This is a genomic window from Streptomyces sp. NPDC020731 (assembly GCF_044334705.1).
Classification (GTDB): domain Bacteria; phylum Actinomycetota; class Actinomycetes; order Streptomycetales; family Streptomycetaceae; genus Streptomyces.
Genome location: NZ_JBIRTN010000001.1, coordinates 492,354 through 506,849, shown reverse-complemented (window position 1 = coordinate 506,849; position 14,496 = coordinate 492,354). Strand labels below are relative to the sequence as shown.

Sequence of the window (14,496 nt, the reverse complement as noted above, 5' to 3'; positions counted from 1 at the left end):
GCAGAGTCACCGGTATGAGACTTCTGATGCTGGGTGGTACGGAGTTCGCGGGCCGGGCCGTCGTCGAGGCGGCCCTCGGGCGGGGCTGGGAGGTGACCGTCTTCCACCGGGGACGGCACGAGGCCCCGAAGGGCGCGCGGACGCTGCTGGGCGACCGCACCGCGCCCGACGGTCTGGCCGCGCTCGACGAGGGCCCCGGGGAGTGGGACGTCGTCGTCGACTCCTGGTCGGCCGCCCCGCGCGCGGTGCGGGACGCGGCGCGGCTGCTGCGGGGCCGCGCCGGACGGTACGTGTACGTGTCGAGCTGCTCGGTGTACGACTGGGCCCCGCCCGCCGGGTACACCGAGCAGGCGCCCGTGGTGGAGGGCGCCTCCGCCGACGCCGGTCCCACGGACTACGCGCGGGACAAGAGGGGCGGTGAGCTGGCCGCCGTGGACGCCTTCGGCGCGGACCGGTCGCTGCTGGTGCGGGCCGGGCTGCTCCTGGGGCCGTACGAGAACGTGGGCCGGCTGCCCTGGTGGCTGAACCGGATGGCGCGCGGCGGACCGGTCCTCGCGCCGGGGCCGCGTGACCTGCCGCTGCAGTACGTCGACGTCCGCGACCTCGCGGAGTGGATCCTCGGGGCGGCGGAACGGGGGCTGAGCGGGCCGTACAACCTGATGTCGCCGCAGGGGCACACCACGATGGGCGAGCTGCTGGAGGCGTGCGCCGGGGTGACCGGGGGCGCGGCCGAGCTGCGGTGGACCGCGCCGGAGGTGATCCTCGAGGCGGGGATCGAGCCGTGGACGCAGCTGCCGGTGTGGGTGCCGCCGGGCAGCGACCTGCACGACGCGCTGCACGCGGCGGACGTCTCCCGGGCGGTCGCGACGGGACTGCGCTGCCGTCCGGTCGCCGAGACGGTGGCCGACACCTGGGCCTGGCTGGGGGAGATCGGCGGCACCGCGCCCCAGCGCCCGGACCGGACCGGCAAGGGGCTCGATCCGGAGGTGGAGGCGAAGGTGCTCGCGAACACCCCGGGGGTGTAGGTAGCACCACCCCGCGACCGGGGGGATCGGCCCAGTGACCTGCGCGCCCCGCTCGACCAGAATCTTCCCCATGACCATCGACACGAAGAACCGCGGCGGGCAGCGGGAGCAGCGTTTGAAGGGCATGGCGAAGGGGGCGGCACGGACCCTGGGGCTGGCGCTGGTGTCGCTGCCCGCCTCGGTGCTGTGCTTCGTGCTGTCCGCGGTGTCCATCTCGCTGATCCCGATCGGGATCGGCATCGTCACCACCCCGTACATGCTCACCGCCGTGCGGACGTACGCGAACTGGCGGCGGGCGCTGGCGGCCGAGTGGGGCGGGGTGCGGATCACGCCGTCGTACCGGCCGGTACCGAAGGACGCCAACCCGTGGGGGCGGACGTTCGGGATGCTGGGCGACCCGGCGACCTGGCGGGATCTGCGGTGGCTGCTGGCCGACATGACGGCAGGCTTCACCACCGCGGTACTGCCGGCCGCGCTGCTGCTCTACCCGCTGGAGGGGATCCTCATCGCCATCGCCCTGTGGCGGGTCCTGCCCGACGGGTACTGGTACGGCTTCGTGCCGGTCTCCGACCAGACATCGGCGCTGGGCGCCGGTGCGCTCGCCCTCGTCCTGCTGTTCCTCGCGCACTTCCTCACCCCCCGTCTGCTGCACGGGCACTTCCTGCTCACCCGGGCCGTCCTCGGCTCGAACCGGAGTGAGCTGACCGAGCGGGTGCGGGTGCTGTCGGAGACCCGGCGGGACGCCGTGGACACCTCCGCCGCCGAACTGCGGCGCATCGAGCGGGATCTGCACGACGGGGCGCAGGCGCGGCTGGTCGCCATGGGCATGGACCTGGGGACGATCGAGGCGCTGATCGAGAAGGACCCGGCGAAGGCGCGTGAACTGCTGGCGCACGCCCGGCGGTCCTCCGCCGAGGCGCTGACCGAACTGCGGGAGCTGGTGCGCGGCATCCATCCGCCGGTGCTGGCCGAGCGCGGGCTCGGTGACGCGGTGCGGGCGCTGGCGCTGCGGCTGCCGGTGGCCACGGAGGTGACCGTGGAGCTGTCCGGGCGGGCCGAGGCCCCGGTGGAGTCGGCCGCGTACTTCGCGGTGAGCGAGGTGCTCACCAACACGGTCAAGCACTCCGGCGCCGACCGGATCTGGATCGACCTGCACCACGCCGACGGCCATCTGCGGGTGGGCATCACCGACAACGGCAAGGGCGGCGCGGTGATCGGAGCCGGTTCGGGACTGACCGGAGTGGAGCGGCGACTGGGTACATTCGACGGCGTCCTGGCCGTCAGCAGCCCCGTCGGCGGCCCCACCCTGGTCACCATGGAGATGCCTTGCGCGTTGTCCTAGCCGAAGACCTGTTCCTGCTGCGCGACGGACTCGTCCGGCTCCTCGAGGCGCACGACTTCGAGATCGCGGCGGCCGTGGAGTCCGGGCCCGAGCTGACCCGGGCGCTGGCCGGGCTGGAGCCCGACGTCGCCGTGGTCGACGTACGGCTGCCGCCGACGCACACCGACGAGGGACTGCAGTGCGCGCTGGAGGCCCGCCGCCGGCGGCCGGGGCTGCCGGTGCTGGTGCTCTCGCAGCACGTGGAGCAGCTGTACGCACGGGAGTTGCTGGCGGACGGCAGCGGCGGGGTGGGCTATCTGCTGAAGGACCGGGTGTTCGACGCGGAGCAGTTCGTGGACGCCGTACGACGGGTGGCGCAGGGAGGTACGGTGATGGATCCGCAGGTGATCCAGCAGCTGCTGGCGCGGCAGTCGGGCGACGACCGGCCGCTGGCGCGGCTGACGCCCCGGGAGCTGGAGGTGCTGGAGCTGATGGCGCAGGGGCGGACCAACGCGGCGATCGCGGCCAAACTGGTGGTGACGGAACGGGCGATCGCGAAGCACACCGCGAACATCTTCGCCAAACTGGGACTGGAGGTCTCGGACGACGACAACCGGCGCGTGCTGGCGGTACTCGCGTATCTCGACCACGGCCGGTGAAACCGGACGCACCCCTTCACCCCGGGTGGGCGATCAACAACTCCCGGTGTTGCGGCGGTTGTTGAAACCAGTGTGGCCGTACTGACTTCTCATCGATTTCCGATACGGGTGAACACCCGTGGGGCGGTCCCCGTACTCAAGGGGGCCGCTTCACTCCTGTCGGGCGCCTCGAAGCCCCGCAATGCGATGCCCCGCAAGGAAGTCAGAGGAGTTCCATGACTCGCAACACAAGAAAACGCCGTATGCCGCTGGCCACCAAGGTGATAGCCGGGGCGGCGACCCTGGCGCTCGGTGGGGGCGGGCTGGTCTGGGCTAACTTCTACGCCTCGGCACACGAGGACGGAGGCCACAACCGGACGAAGTCGAGGGGGACGCAGGTCGCCACCATCAACTGCCCCGACGTCGGCCAGAAACTGACGAAGGTGCCGAGGAAGGCGCGCCGGGGCGTGGCGAAGGAACTGGCCCTGCTGGACCGGCAGATCACGGATGCCTACACGCGTCTCGCGGAGACGCGCCAGGCCCAGGCGGGCGACGGAGGTTACGTCGACAACGCCATCCTCGGACCGCTGAAGTCCAAGCGGACGGCCACCCTGGACCGTATCGGCATCAACATCAACCGGGCGGGCGGCGAGGCGCCGCGCGACCTCGGCCGGTTCGCCCGGTGTCAGGGCGTTCCCGTCGAACAGCCGGGGAACAACGGCGGCAACGGCCAGGACCAGGGCGACGGCGGCCAGAACGACGGTGGCCAGGACCAGGGTGACGGCGGCCAGGACAACGGCCAGGACCAGGGCAACGGCGGTCAGGCCGAGAACGGCCCCGTGGCGGACGACTTCATCAACATCGAGGACGTCCAGCCGAACTCCCGCAACCTGCCCAACGGCCTGGCCGCGAACGGCGACGGCGGTTCGACGGGCACCTTCACCACCGAGTGCGGCACCAACGAGAACGCGCTCCGCAACTCGGACAACGTGATCGCCGCTCCCGGCGTCAGCAACGGTGCCCAGCACCAGCACGACTACGTCGGCAACCAGGCCAACACCGCCTTCGCGAGCGACGAGGACCTGGCCAACGGCGAGACGACCTGCCAGAACCAGGGCGACAGGTCGACGTACTTCTGGCCGGTCCTGCGGATCCAGGACGGTACGCAGGACATCGACCAGGACCAGCCGGGCGGCGGTCAGGACGGCAACGTCGGCAAGATCGTCGCGCCCACCGAGGCGCAGCTGAAGTTCGTCGGCAACCGGACGAGCGAGGTCGTCGCGATGCCGAGGGCCCTGCGCATCATCACCGGTGACGCCAAGTCCTTCACCAACGGGCCGAACAACGCCAACACCGCCTGGAGCTGCACCGGCTTCGAGGACCGGCAGGTGACGGACAAGTACCCGATCTGCCCCGAGGGCAGCAGCGTGGTCAGGACGACCAACTTCCAGAGCTGCTGGGACGGCCAGAACACCGACAGTGCCAACCACCGCACGCACATGGACTTCGTCGAGGCGGACGGCACCTGCTCGAACGGCTTCCAGGCCATCCCCCAGCTCCAGGTCCGCCTGGTCTACGGCAACATCCCGGCCCCGCAGATCGACAACGGGCAGGTCGTGAACCCGTTCGCGCTGGACTCCTTCCCCGAGCAGCTGCACAAGCCGCTCACCGACCACAACGACTTCATCAACTTCTTCGACGAGGACCTGATGAACGAGATGGTCGACTGCATCAACAGCGGCCAGGACTGCCAGTAGTCCCGCAGCGGGAAGGGGCCGGCGGTGGGAGACCCCACCGCCGGCCCCTTCCGTCCGCCCGAAGCCGCGGGTCAGCCGTGGTGGCCGCCCTGGTTGTGGCTGCCACCGGGGTTCATGTGCTCGGACCCTTCCTCCATGGTTCCGCCGAGCGTGCCCCGCAGGGCCGTCACGGTCCTCTCCTCGCCGACGGCCACCCACTTGCGGCCCACGAGGTAGTAACCGCCGTAGTCCTTGGCGGTGTTGAGCCACTCGCGCTGACCGCGGTCGGTGGCGAAGGTGGCGAGGACGTACTTCTCCCCGCCCTTCTTGCACAGGGCCTGGCGGATGGTGTCGGCGTCGGTCTGCATGTTCGGCTCGCACTCCGCCTCGGCGGCCAGATGCTCCAGGCTGCCGGTCGCGGTGGGCGGCACCTGGTCCTCGCCGTCGCCGCCGGTTCCGCAGCCCGCCAGCGCCAGGGCCGCCACCGCGCCGGTCAGCGCGAGCATCGGTCGGGTCACCCTCATGTGTTCCTCCGGTCCTTGACGGCGACATCGTGACGGCGACACGCCGCACGGAGCCCCGTCCCGGGGCCCTCGACCATCGATACGGCCGGGACGCCGCCTGCGCTCAACGACCACGCGGGTCAGGTGACCATCCGCCGGTCCGCTCGTTCTGCTGAACGTGCAGTCACAGGATGTCGTCCCGCCCTCCCCGGGCTCCTCCGCGGCCGGTCCGGTCGTGGGCGTCGAGCAGGCCGAGGCCGCGCTCGTCGAGCACTACCCGCGGCTCGTCCGGCTCGCCTACCTGGTGCTGCCGTCCGGCAGGGGCCGGAGCAGGCGGGTGCTCACCGCGCACTCCCTGGTCCAGCGGGCACTGCCCCGGGGCCGCACCCCCGCGCCGTTGATCCCCGCCCAGCAGGCCGGCCGTGACGGCGACCCCGGGTACGCGTTGATCCGCCTCCAGGTACTGCGTACGGCGCTGAAGCGCGGGGCGCGGCTGCCGCCGCCGCTGCCGCAGGTGTGGGGGCTGAAGCTGTTCCCGCGCTCGGGCGGGGTCGACGAACTCGCGCTGGACCAGCGGCTGTCCGCGCTGTCCGGTCCGGCCCGCGCCGCCCACGCCCTGCGCGGCCTGGAGCGGCTCCCGGACGGGGACGTGCGCGAGGTGCTCAGGGCCGCGGGCGTCGCCGACGTGGACGCCGCGCTGGAGGAGGCCGACCGGATCCCCGATCCGTACCGGCTGCTCGACTCCCCCGAGTTCGATCCCTGCGCGCTGCAGGTCCGGCCGACCGATCTGCTGCGCCGCCGCCGCCGGCTGAAGGCCGCGCTGGTCGCCGGGGCCGCGCTGGCGGTCTGCGGGACGCTGCTCGGGCTGCCGGGCGACGGCTGGGGCCCCGACGGCGCCGCCGCGCCCCCGTACGCGCAGAACCCGGCCGCGCGGGCGGCGCTGGACCCGGGGAAGCTGACCCGGGTCTCCCCCACCGCGTGGCGGACGTCCGCGCGCACCGACTTCTCCGTGTGGCCGGCCCGCGGCGACCGCACCGACGACAAGGCCCTGCTGCGCCGCGCCCTCGCCGTCTGGGCCCGGCCCGGGAAGAACGTCCGGGTGTCGGCGACCCCGGGCACCCCGTCCGGCGGCCCCGCCGGACCGCCCCGGCTGCTGTACGCGGGGACGGTCGACACCGCGCGCGTGGTGGTCCTGTACGACGGTCTGCGTCTCGCCAGGTACGCCGAGCCGAAGGACGGCACGCAGGGCGCCGCGCTCGACTTCGCCCGCGTCGACGGCGCCGGCCGGGCCGGGTCGGGCGCGGTGGTGCTGAGCCGCGTCGACGGCAACGTCCGTTACCTGCTGGCACCCTGGGTGCGTGAGGCGGACCAGCGGGACCTGCGCGAGCCCGGCTCGGAGGCGACGGCCCTCACCTTCACCGACGGCGTGACCTCTCCGCTGGCCGGCACCGCCCTTCAGTCGGGGCCGTGCGCCTCCTGGAACGTGCTGCAACTGACCGACGGCACCGGCACCCGGCTGGTGACCGACCTCGGCGAGCTGGTCCCGGCCCACCTGACCGCCGGGCGTCCCGGCGGGGTACGTGAGGCCTCCGGTGCGAAGGCGCTGCGCACCTGGGCGCCGTACGCCTGCTCGCTGAGCGCGATGCGCTCGGCGGGCGTACGGAGCGTGAACGCCTGGGCGTTCGCCGAGCAGCCGCTGCCCGGGGCGGGCAGCACGGCGGCGTGGGTGTGCACGCGGGCGGAGACCTGGCGGGGCGGCGGGGCGCGGGTGCTGGCGCAGTTCCACACGCCGGGCGCGCGGTTCGGGGCGGTGGCGGCGAAGGCCGAGTCCGCGCCGGCCTGCGGGGAGCGCGAACCGCGGGTGCTCGCCGGGGTGCTGTGGAAGTCCGGAACGGGCGACTGGTACCTGCTGGCCGCCGGCAGCCGGGACACGACGTCCGTCACGGCGACGGGCGGCGTCGAGGGTTCGACGCAGGGCAATCTGCTGACCGTCCGCGCGGAGAAAGGCGCCCGGGCGGAGCTCAAGGGCACACTGAGGACCGGGCGGTCGATCAGCGGACTGCGGTAGCCGGATGAACACAGCCGTCCGGTCCGGACCGTTCGAGGCCGGAATCGATCGGTAAGGTGTTCGCATGACTACCGGGGTACGGCGCAGAATGGGAGTCGAGGAGCGGCGGCAGCAGTTGATCGGCGTGGCCCTCGAGCTGTTCAGCCGGCGCTCCCCCGACGAGGTCTCCATCGACGAGATAGCGTCACGGGCGGGCATCTCCCGCCCGCTGGTCTACCACTACTTCCCCGGCAAACTCAGCCTGTACGAGGCCGCGTTGAGGCGTGCGGCGGAGGATCTGGCGTCCCGGTTCGTGGAGCCGTACGAGGGTCCGCTGGGGTCGCGGCTACGGCGGGTGATGGCCCGCTTCTTCGACTTCGTCGACGAGCACGGGCCCGGTTTCGCCGCCCTGATGCGCGGCGGCCCGGCGGTCGGCTCCTCCGCCACCAACGCGCTGATCGACTCCGTACGGCAGGCCGCGTACGACCAGATGTTGTCGCACATGGGCGTGGTGGGTCCGGCGCCGGTGCGGCTGGAACTGGTCGTACGGTCCTGGATCTCGCTCGTCGAGTCGACGGCGCTGATCTGGCTGGACGGCAGGCGCATCCCGCGCGCCGAGCTGGAGGCGCAGCTGGTGCAGGACTTCGCCGCGCTCGCCGCCGTGGCCGCCGCCCGCGACGAGGAACTGGCCGCGTTGCTGCGCGGCCTGCTCGAGAACGAGCCGGGCGACGGGCCGTTCACCGACCTCGCCACCCGGCTCATCACGCTGGCGGGCCCGTGAGTACGGGGACGACGTGGGCTCTGGTCGTCGAGACGACCCAGGGGATCGGGCAGCGCAAGCACACGGTGGCCCGGGTGCTCGCGCAGATCGACGGGTCCCGGGAGGCGGCGCTCACGGAGCTGGAGCGGCAGGCGCGCGGCTACGTACCGGAGCACCCGGCGAGTCCCGGACGCCGTCGGCTGCTGCGGACCGGTGACGGGTTCCTGCTCGTCGTCGAGGGGTCGTGGCAGACGTTCGCCAGCCGGTTCACCGTGGGAGAACTGCTGGCCGACTCCGACGCACCCCCCGCCCCGGAACCGGAGGCCGGGGGACCCGCCCCGCCGCCCGCCCCGGACGCTCCTGCGGACGAGCCGGCGGAGCCGGCCTTCGATCCGGACGAGGTGGACGAGGACGGAATCCCGGTGCGGCCAGCCTGGCTGGGCCGCACCGGCCTGGCGTGACCCCGTCCGCTGCGGCCGGTGCGGGCCTACTCGCCCTCGAACTTCCGGTACGAGGCGTCCAGGTCGCGGACCTCGGCGGAGGCGTGCAGCGTCTGCCCCTCGGCCGGCTTCACGTACTGGCGCAGCAGTTCCAGGACGGTCTCGGTGAGGCGGGCCTTGGTCCCGTCACTGCGGCCGGGCAGCATGGCGATGTGGACGTGCACGAGGGCGTGCCCGTCGGTGTCGGGGCCGACCACGACGTCCTCGGTCCGCCGGAACCGGGTCTTGCACGCCGGCTGCCTGGCGGCCGCGATCTCCACCACGGCGGTGTGCAGGTCCCGCGCGAAGGCGGGCCGGTCGAAGCCGTCCGCCAGTCGCTCGGAGTAGTCGACGGTGATCTGCGGCATGAGCCCTCCTGATCCGGGTCGGGAGGGCTCACACTAGCCGCAGCTCCTTACGGGGTCAGCCGGCGGTGGTGAACACCGCGACCGTGCGCGCCGGAACGGTGAACGTGCCGGACCCCTTCGCGTACGCCGAGGTCTTCACGACCGCGTCCCCGCCCGCCGCCTGCACCGGGTGCAGCCGGTAGCCCGTCCCGGCGAGCGCGGCGACGCGCTGCTCCTGCCGCTCGGGCGTGGCGTTGAAGACCACGGCCAGGTCACCGAGGGTCATCGTGATCACGCCGGGTGTCTCGTCCTCCCCCGACAGCGGGAAGGAGAGCCGGGACTGCACCTGGGCGGCCGTGTCGAGGGAGAAGGCCTTCTCCCTCGTACGGATCTCCAGCAGGTCCTGGTAGGCGGCCGTGGTGCCCTCGATCTGCGGGCAGCCGACCTTCACCGCGCCGAGCAGGGGCTTGGCGTACGGCCACTTGGCCTCGTTGTCGGCGGCCGGCGGCAGACCGCGGCCGAAGCCGTTGCCGTCCGCGCAGTCCCAGTGGATGGCGTTGAACCAGTCGCCGCTGTCGTAGGAGTTGCGGTCCAGGGACTTGGAGCGCAGCAGGTCGGTGCCCGCCTGGGAGAGGGCCGGGCCCTGCGAGAGGGTGGCGGTCGCCATGGCGAGGACCTGCATGCGGGCCCGGTCGTCGGCGGACGTGTCCTTGGGCAGCTTGAAGGCGAGCGCGTCGAACAGCGACTCGTTGTCGTGCGCGTCCGCGTAGGCGAGGGCGTCGCCGGGCGCGGCCGCGTATCCGGCGGGGGCGCCGTTGTAGTCGACCTGGGAGCCCTTGACCTCCTTGCCGCCGGTGTCGGTGAAGGTGTAGTCGGCGAGGTTGCCGCTCAGGCCCACCTTGATCAGGTCCTGGTAGTGCAGGAGGCGGGCCTTCTGCTCGGCCTCGGTGCCGTTGTCCTTCGAGGAGTTGGGGTCGGTGTAGAGACCGGAGGCGAAGCCCTGCACGCCGGGGTCCTCGTCGAAGGGGCCGCCGCCGCGCACGGCGTCACGGGCCCGGTCGGAGAAGGTGGCGATGCCGGTGCCGGCCATGTTCTTCTGCGTGGCCTGTTCGAAGCGGGCGTCGTCGGCGATCTCGCCGAAGTTCCAGCCCTCGCCGTACAGGATGATCTTCTTGCCGTCGACGCCGTCCTTCTTCGGGGTCAGTGCGTCGAGGGCCTCGCGGACGGCGAGGATGTTGGCCTTCGGGTGGTGGCCCATGAGGTCGAAGCGGAAGCCGTCGACCTTGTACTCCTTGGCCCAGGTGACGATCGAGTCGACGACCAGCTTGCCCATCATGGCGTTCTCGGTGGCCGTGTTGGCGCAGCAGGTGCTGTTGGCGACCGAGCCGTCGGCGAGGAGCCGCTGGTAGTAGCCGGGCACGATCCGGTCCAGGACGGAGGTCTCGGCCTGGCCGCTCGCGGCGGTGTGGTTGTAGACCACGTCCATCACGACGCGCAGGCCGTCCTCGTTGAGCGCCTTGACCATCTCGCGGAACTCGACGGTGCGCTCGGTGCCGTCCGGGTCGGTGGCGTAGGAGCCTTCGGGGACCGTGTAGTGGTACGGGTCGTAACCCCAGTTGTAGGCGTCCTTGGCGGCGGCCTTCGCCACGCACTCCTGCTGCTTGTCGGAGTCGGCCGGGTAGGAGGCGAGGTCGCAGTCGACGGTCGTCCGGTCGGACTTCTTCTCGGGGATGGTGGCGATGTCGAACGCGGGCAGCAGGTGCACGTACGAGGTGCCGGCCTCCGCCAGCTCACGCAGGTGCCTGCTGCCGTCGCTGTCCTTGTCGGTGAAGGCGAGGTAGGTGCCGGGGTTCTTCGCCGTGCGGTCCGCCACGGAGAAGTCGCGGATGTGCAGTTCCTGGATCTGGGCGTCCTTCAGCGGCACGGCCTTCGGCTTGTCGTACGTCGACCACGCACGCGGCTTCAGGGACCGGTCGGCCAGGTCGACGACGAGGCTGCGCTCGGAGTCGGTGGTCAGGGCGACCGAGTAGGGGTCGGTGACCTTGTTGGTGACGATCTCGCGGGTGCCGGGCACCCACACCTCGACCGCGTACCGGTACTCCTCACCCTTCCAGGAGCGCGGGCCGGTGACGGACCAGACGCCGGTGGCGTCGTCGCGGCGCATCCGGACGGTGCGGTCGCCGATCTCCAGGGAGACGTTCCGCGCGGTCGGCGCCCAGACGGAGAGGGTGGGCCGGCCGTGGCGGAACACCGGGCCGAGCTCCGCCTTCGTGGCGCCGTCCGCGTAGAGGTCGTCGAGTACGCCCGCGATCTGCACGCCGGTCGCCGCGAGCACGGCGCCGTTGGCCGCGTGCTGGGAGGCGACGACCTGGCCGCGCAGGGCCTCGCGCACGCGGTCCCGGTCGCGCGGGTCGACGGACCAGGCGGTGCCGTCCTTCAGGTGCGGGAACCTCGCCTTCTGGGCGTCGGTGAGCGTCGCACTCGTCAGCCGCAGCCAGCGCGCGTCCTCGCTGGTGAGCGCGCCGTCCTGCACCTTGATGGAACCGGTGCGGGAGGCGAGCAGCTGGGTGGAGGCGGCGGCCTCGGAGCCGTCCCAGACGACGGTGTCCCGGTCGATCCAGACCGCCTTGGAGGTGGCCGGGTCGAGGGCCGCCGCCGAGCCGGCCGGCTGCGGCAGAAGGTACTTCTCCTGGCCGTTCACCAGCCACACCTCGTGGCCGCTGGCCTTGAGGTCGAGCGACCGGTCGGTGGGGAGGTCCTTCTCGTCGCCCTTGTGGAGGATGTAGCTGAGGCTGGTGGCACCCTCGGCGAGCGGCACCTCGAAGACCGCGCCATAGGCATCAGTCCTCACCGGCTCCAGGGGGTTCGACCAGTCGGTGGGGTTCGCCGCACCGGTCCAGGTGTGCAGGCCCCAGCCGTCGTACTTCCCGTCCGCGCGGTGGTAGTGCAGCACGGCCTTGGTGGTGTCCTGGGCCGGGTAGTCGGGCCGTTCGGTGGTGACGGGTTCCTTGCCCTGCTCGATCCAGATCTCACCGGTCCTGGTGAGGTCGATCGTGCGGTCGGTGGAGACGTCCTTGTCACCGTCCTTGTCGATGACGAGGAAGCCGACGTCGGACGCGCCCGGCTTGAGCTTGACGTACGCGAAGGCTCCGTAGGCGTCGCGGCCGGTGAAGGGGTGGCTGTCCGGCCACTCGGTGGCCTCGCCGTCCGCCAGGTCGCCCCAGGCGTACAGGCCCCAGTCGTCGTAGTCGCCGTCCGTGCGCTTGTAGTGGACGATCGCGTAGTCGCGGGAGGCGGCGGTGGGCGGCTCCTCGACGGGCGGGGTGCCCGTGGTGGAGGCGGCCAGGGCGCTCGCGGTGCGGCCGGCCGAGTCGATCACGACGGCCTTGTAGCGCAGGGCGGTGCCGGCGGGGACGTCCTCGCCGATGGTGTGGGTGACCTTGTGGGGGGCGTGGTCGGCGGAGCCGAGGGTCCGCCACTTCCCATTGCCGGTCTGGGCGGCGAAGACGACCCGGTTGAGCTGTCCGCCCTCGACGTCCGCGGTGAGTTCGACGGTGCCGGTGGCTCCGGTCTCGGGCGCCTTGAGGGTGACCGTGGGCTTCGCGGCCGGCTCGGCGAGCGGGCCGGACGCCTTGAGGACGATCGCCGAGCCCGCCGGCACGGTGACGGTGATCTTCTTGTCGGCGTCGCTGGTGACGGAGGCGTCGGTGCCGTGGAGGCCCCTGAACGTCATCCGCGCGGAGCCGGTCGCGAAGGTGGCCTGCTCGGCCTCGCCGGAGTTGTTGAAGGCGACGACGTACTCGGTGGTGTCCTTCCCCGTGCCGGTGCGGGAGAAGGCGTAGACGCCCGCGCCGTCGGCCGCGTACCGCTCCTGCTGGATGCCGTCGGTGAGGGCCGGGTGGGCCTTGCGCAGCTTCGCGAGAGCACTGATCTGCCGGTAGAGCGGTGCTCGCGTGTCGTAGGTGTCCTCGGCGTGGGTGCGGTCGGTGCCGATCAGGTCGTCGTCGAGGTAGTCGGCCGCACGGGAGGCGAACAGGGTCTGGCGGGCGTCCTTGTCGCCGCCGGCGCCGGTGAAGCCCTGCTCGTCGCCGTAGTAGACGACCGGGTTGCCGCGGCTGAGGAACATCAGCTCGTTGGCGAGCATGTCCTTCTTCAGCAGCTCGGCGTCGGTCGCCTCCGGGTCGTCCTGCGTCAGGAACGTTCCGAAGCGGCCCATGTCGTGGTTGCCGAGGAAGGTCACCTGCTCGTAGGCGTTGGCCTTGTCGGTGGCGTACTTGTGGTCGTCGCCGAAGACGGAGGCCAGCTTCTTCGCGCTGCCGCCCTGCGAGGCGTACTGCCGCGCCGCCTCCTGGAACGGGAAGTCGAGCGTGGCGTCGAGGCGGCCCCGGGTGACGTACGGGGCGGTGATGTCCGTGTCGGCGGAGTACACCTCGCCGAACATGAAGAAGTCGTCCCGGCCCTTCTTGGCCGCGTAGGCGTCCAGGGCCGTGGCCCACTGGGTCCAGAACTCCATGTTGACGTGCTTCACGGTGTCGATCCGGAAGCCGTCGATGTCGAAGTCCCTGACCCACCGCTGGTAGATCTTCGCCATGCCGTCGACGACCTCGGGACGCTCGGTCCACAGGTCGTCGAGCCCGGAGAAGTCGCCGTACTCGGCGGACTCGCCGGCGAAGGTGGAGTCGCCCCGGTTGTGGTACATGTCCGGGTCGTTGAGCCAGGACGGGACCTTGAGGTCCTCCTTCGCGTCGGGCACGACCGGCGTGCGCGGGAAGGAGCCGTCGTCGACGCGCGGGAACCTGCGCGAGCCGTCGGCGTAGTCGGCGTCGTCGAAGGGCTCGCCGTCCTTGGTCAGGTACGGGAAGGCGCCCTTGGAGAGGTAGTCGTAGGACTTCTCCTCGTAGTCGACGACGTCGGCGGTGTGGTTGGTGATGACGTCGAAGAAGACCTTCATGCCCTTGTCGTGGGCCTTGTCGATGAGCTTCTCGAGGTCGTCGTTGGTGCCGAAGTGCGGGTCGACCTGGGTGAAGTCGGTGATCCAGTAACCGTGGTAACCGGCGGAGGCGTTCTCCCCCGTCCCCTGCACGGGCTGGTTCCTGAAGATGGGCGCCATCCAGATGGCGGTGGTGCCGAGCCCCTTGATGTAGTCGAGGTTCTTCGTCAGGCCCTTGAGGTCGCCGCCCTGGTAGAACCCCTTGTCGGTGGGGTCGTACCCGGTGCTGAGGCGCGAACCGGTGAGTCCGCCGCGGTCGTTCTTGGTGTCGCCGTTGGCGAAACGGTCCGGCAGGACGAAGTAGAACTGCTCGCGGGTCAGATCGTGCCGCGCGGGCGACTTGGCGAGCTTCGCGTCCGAGGGCGGTGCCGGCGGTGTGTCCGCGCGGGCGGCGACCGGCTGCACGAGCGCTGCGGCGAGCGCGGCCACGGTGACGGCGGCGACGCGTCCGCCCCGCGCGGTGCGGCGCCCGGGGGGCGCGGGCCATCTGGGTATCAAGGCGATAACTCCTTGCGCTTACGGCTCGATTCGGGTCCGACCCCGTACGCCGCGGCACGGCCTGTTTCGGCCACGTCACCGGAGCGTCGGCGTGACCGTATCCCCGTTGAAAGCTTTACAGCAAGGGTTGTGAAAGTAACGGTAAGGACTTG

General features: G+C 71.7%; 10 protein-coding genes. 7 read left to right on the top strand and 3 right to left on the bottom strand.

Features of this window, described 5'->3' with window-relative positions; genetic code table 11:
• Window positions 1–14: 14 nt before the first annotated feature.
• From ACH4VX_RS02310 to ACH4VX_RS02295, 4 genes are all read left to right on the top strand, one after another.
• Complete coding sequence (locus tag ACH4VX_RS02310) at window positions 15–1,025, top strand: SDR family oxidoreductase (RefSeq protein WP_398365241.1); 1,011 nt, start codon at window positions 15–17, stop codon at window positions 1,023–1,025.
• Between the two features lie 70 nt (window positions 1,026–1,095).
• Window positions 1,096–2,367, top strand: a complete 1,272-nt coding sequence (locus tag ACH4VX_RS02305; protein ID WP_398365240.1) for a sensor histidine kinase — start codon at window positions 1,096–1,098, stop codon at window positions 2,365–2,367.
• Window positions 2,352–3,005, top strand: coding sequence for a LuxR C-terminal-related transcriptional regulator (locus ACH4VX_RS02300; RefSeq protein ID WP_398365238.1), 654 nt, complete (start codon window positions 2,352–2,354; stop codon window positions 3,003–3,005). The genes ACH4VX_RS02305 and ACH4VX_RS02300 overlap by 16 nt, the downstream gene beginning before the upstream one ends.
• 215 nt (window positions 3,006–3,220) lie before the next feature.
• Window positions 3,221–4,741, top strand: coding sequence for a DUF1996 domain-containing protein (locus tag ACH4VX_RS02295; protein WP_398365236.1), 1,521 nt, complete (start codon window positions 3,221–3,223; stop codon window positions 4,739–4,741).
• 71 nt (window positions 4,742–4,812) lie between these two features.
• Here ACH4VX_RS02295 and ACH4VX_RS02290 read toward each other — a convergent pair whose 3' ends face one another.
• Window positions 4,813–5,244, bottom strand: a complete 432-nt coding sequence (locus ACH4VX_RS02290) for a hypothetical protein (protein ID WP_398365234.1) — start codon at window positions 5,242–5,244, stop codon at window positions 4,813–4,815.
• Window positions 5,245–5,401: 157 nt separating this feature from the next.
• Here ACH4VX_RS02290 and ACH4VX_RS02285 point away from each other — a divergent pair, with 157 nt between their 5' ends.
• The 3 genes from ACH4VX_RS02285 to ACH4VX_RS02275 all read left to right on the top strand — a co-directional run bounded on the left by ACH4VX_RS02285 (window position 5,402) and on the right by ACH4VX_RS02275 (window position 8,491).
• The gene (locus ACH4VX_RS02285; RefSeq protein WP_398365232.1) at window positions 5,402–7,291 is read left to right on the top strand and encodes a hypothetical protein; all 1,890 of its coding nucleotides are present in this window, start codon (window positions 5,402–5,404) and stop codon (window positions 7,289–7,291) included.
• Between the two features lie 64 nt (window positions 7,292–7,355).
• Entirely contained in the window at window positions 7,356–8,051 is a 696-nt protein-coding gene (locus tag ACH4VX_RS02280) for a TetR/AcrR family transcriptional regulator (protein WP_398365230.1), read from the top strand.
• Window positions 8,048–8,491: a hypothetical protein gene (locus ACH4VX_RS02275; RefSeq protein WP_398365228.1), complete on the top strand. Its 444-nt coding sequence runs from the start codon at window positions 8,048–8,050 to the stop codon at window positions 8,489–8,491. Before ACH4VX_RS02280 ends, ACH4VX_RS02275 begins: the two co-directional genes overlap by 4 nt.
• A gap of 26 nt (window positions 8,492–8,517) precedes the next feature.
• Here ACH4VX_RS02275 and ACH4VX_RS02270 read toward each other — a convergent pair whose 3' ends face one another.
• Complete coding sequence (locus tag ACH4VX_RS02270; protein ID WP_398365226.1) at window positions 8,518–8,877, bottom strand: 5-carboxymethyl-2-hydroxymuconate Delta-isomerase; 360 nt, start codon at window positions 8,875–8,877, stop codon at window positions 8,518–8,520.
• A gap of 55 nt (window positions 8,878–8,932) precedes the next feature.
• Complete coding sequence (gene pulA, locus ACH4VX_RS02265) at window positions 8,933–14,344, bottom strand: pullulanase-type alpha-1,6-glucosidase (protein ID WP_398365224.1); 5,412 nt, start codon at window positions 14,342–14,344, stop codon at window positions 8,933–8,935.
• Between the last annotated feature and the right edge of the window lie 152 nt (window positions 14,345–14,496).

Excerpts from the sequence above, each read along its gene's own strand:
- ACH4VX_RS02310 (WP_398365241.1), top strand. The coding sequence starts at position 15 with ATGAGACTTCTGATGCTGGGTGGTACGGAGTTCGCGGGCCGGGCCGTC.
- ACH4VX_RS02305 (WP_398365240.1), top strand. The coding sequence starts at position 1,096 with ATGACCATCGACACGAAGAACCGCGGCGGGCAGCGGGAGCAGCGTTTG.
- ACH4VX_RS02295 (WP_398365236.1), top strand. The coding sequence starts at position 3,221 with ATGACTCGCAACACAAGAAAACGCCGTATGCCGCTGGCCACCAAGGTG.
- ACH4VX_RS02290 (WP_398365234.1), bottom strand. The coding sequence starts at position 5,244 with ATGAGGGTGACCCGACCGATGCTCGCGCTGACCGGCGCGGTGGCGGCC.
- ACH4VX_RS02280 (WP_398365230.1), top strand. The coding sequence starts at position 7,356 with ATGACTACCGGGGTACGGCGCAGAATGGGAGTCGAGGAGCGGCGGCAG.
- ACH4VX_RS02270 (WP_398365226.1), bottom strand. The coding sequence starts at position 8,877 with ATGCCGCAGATCACCGTCGACTACTCCGAGCGACTGGCGGACGGCTTC.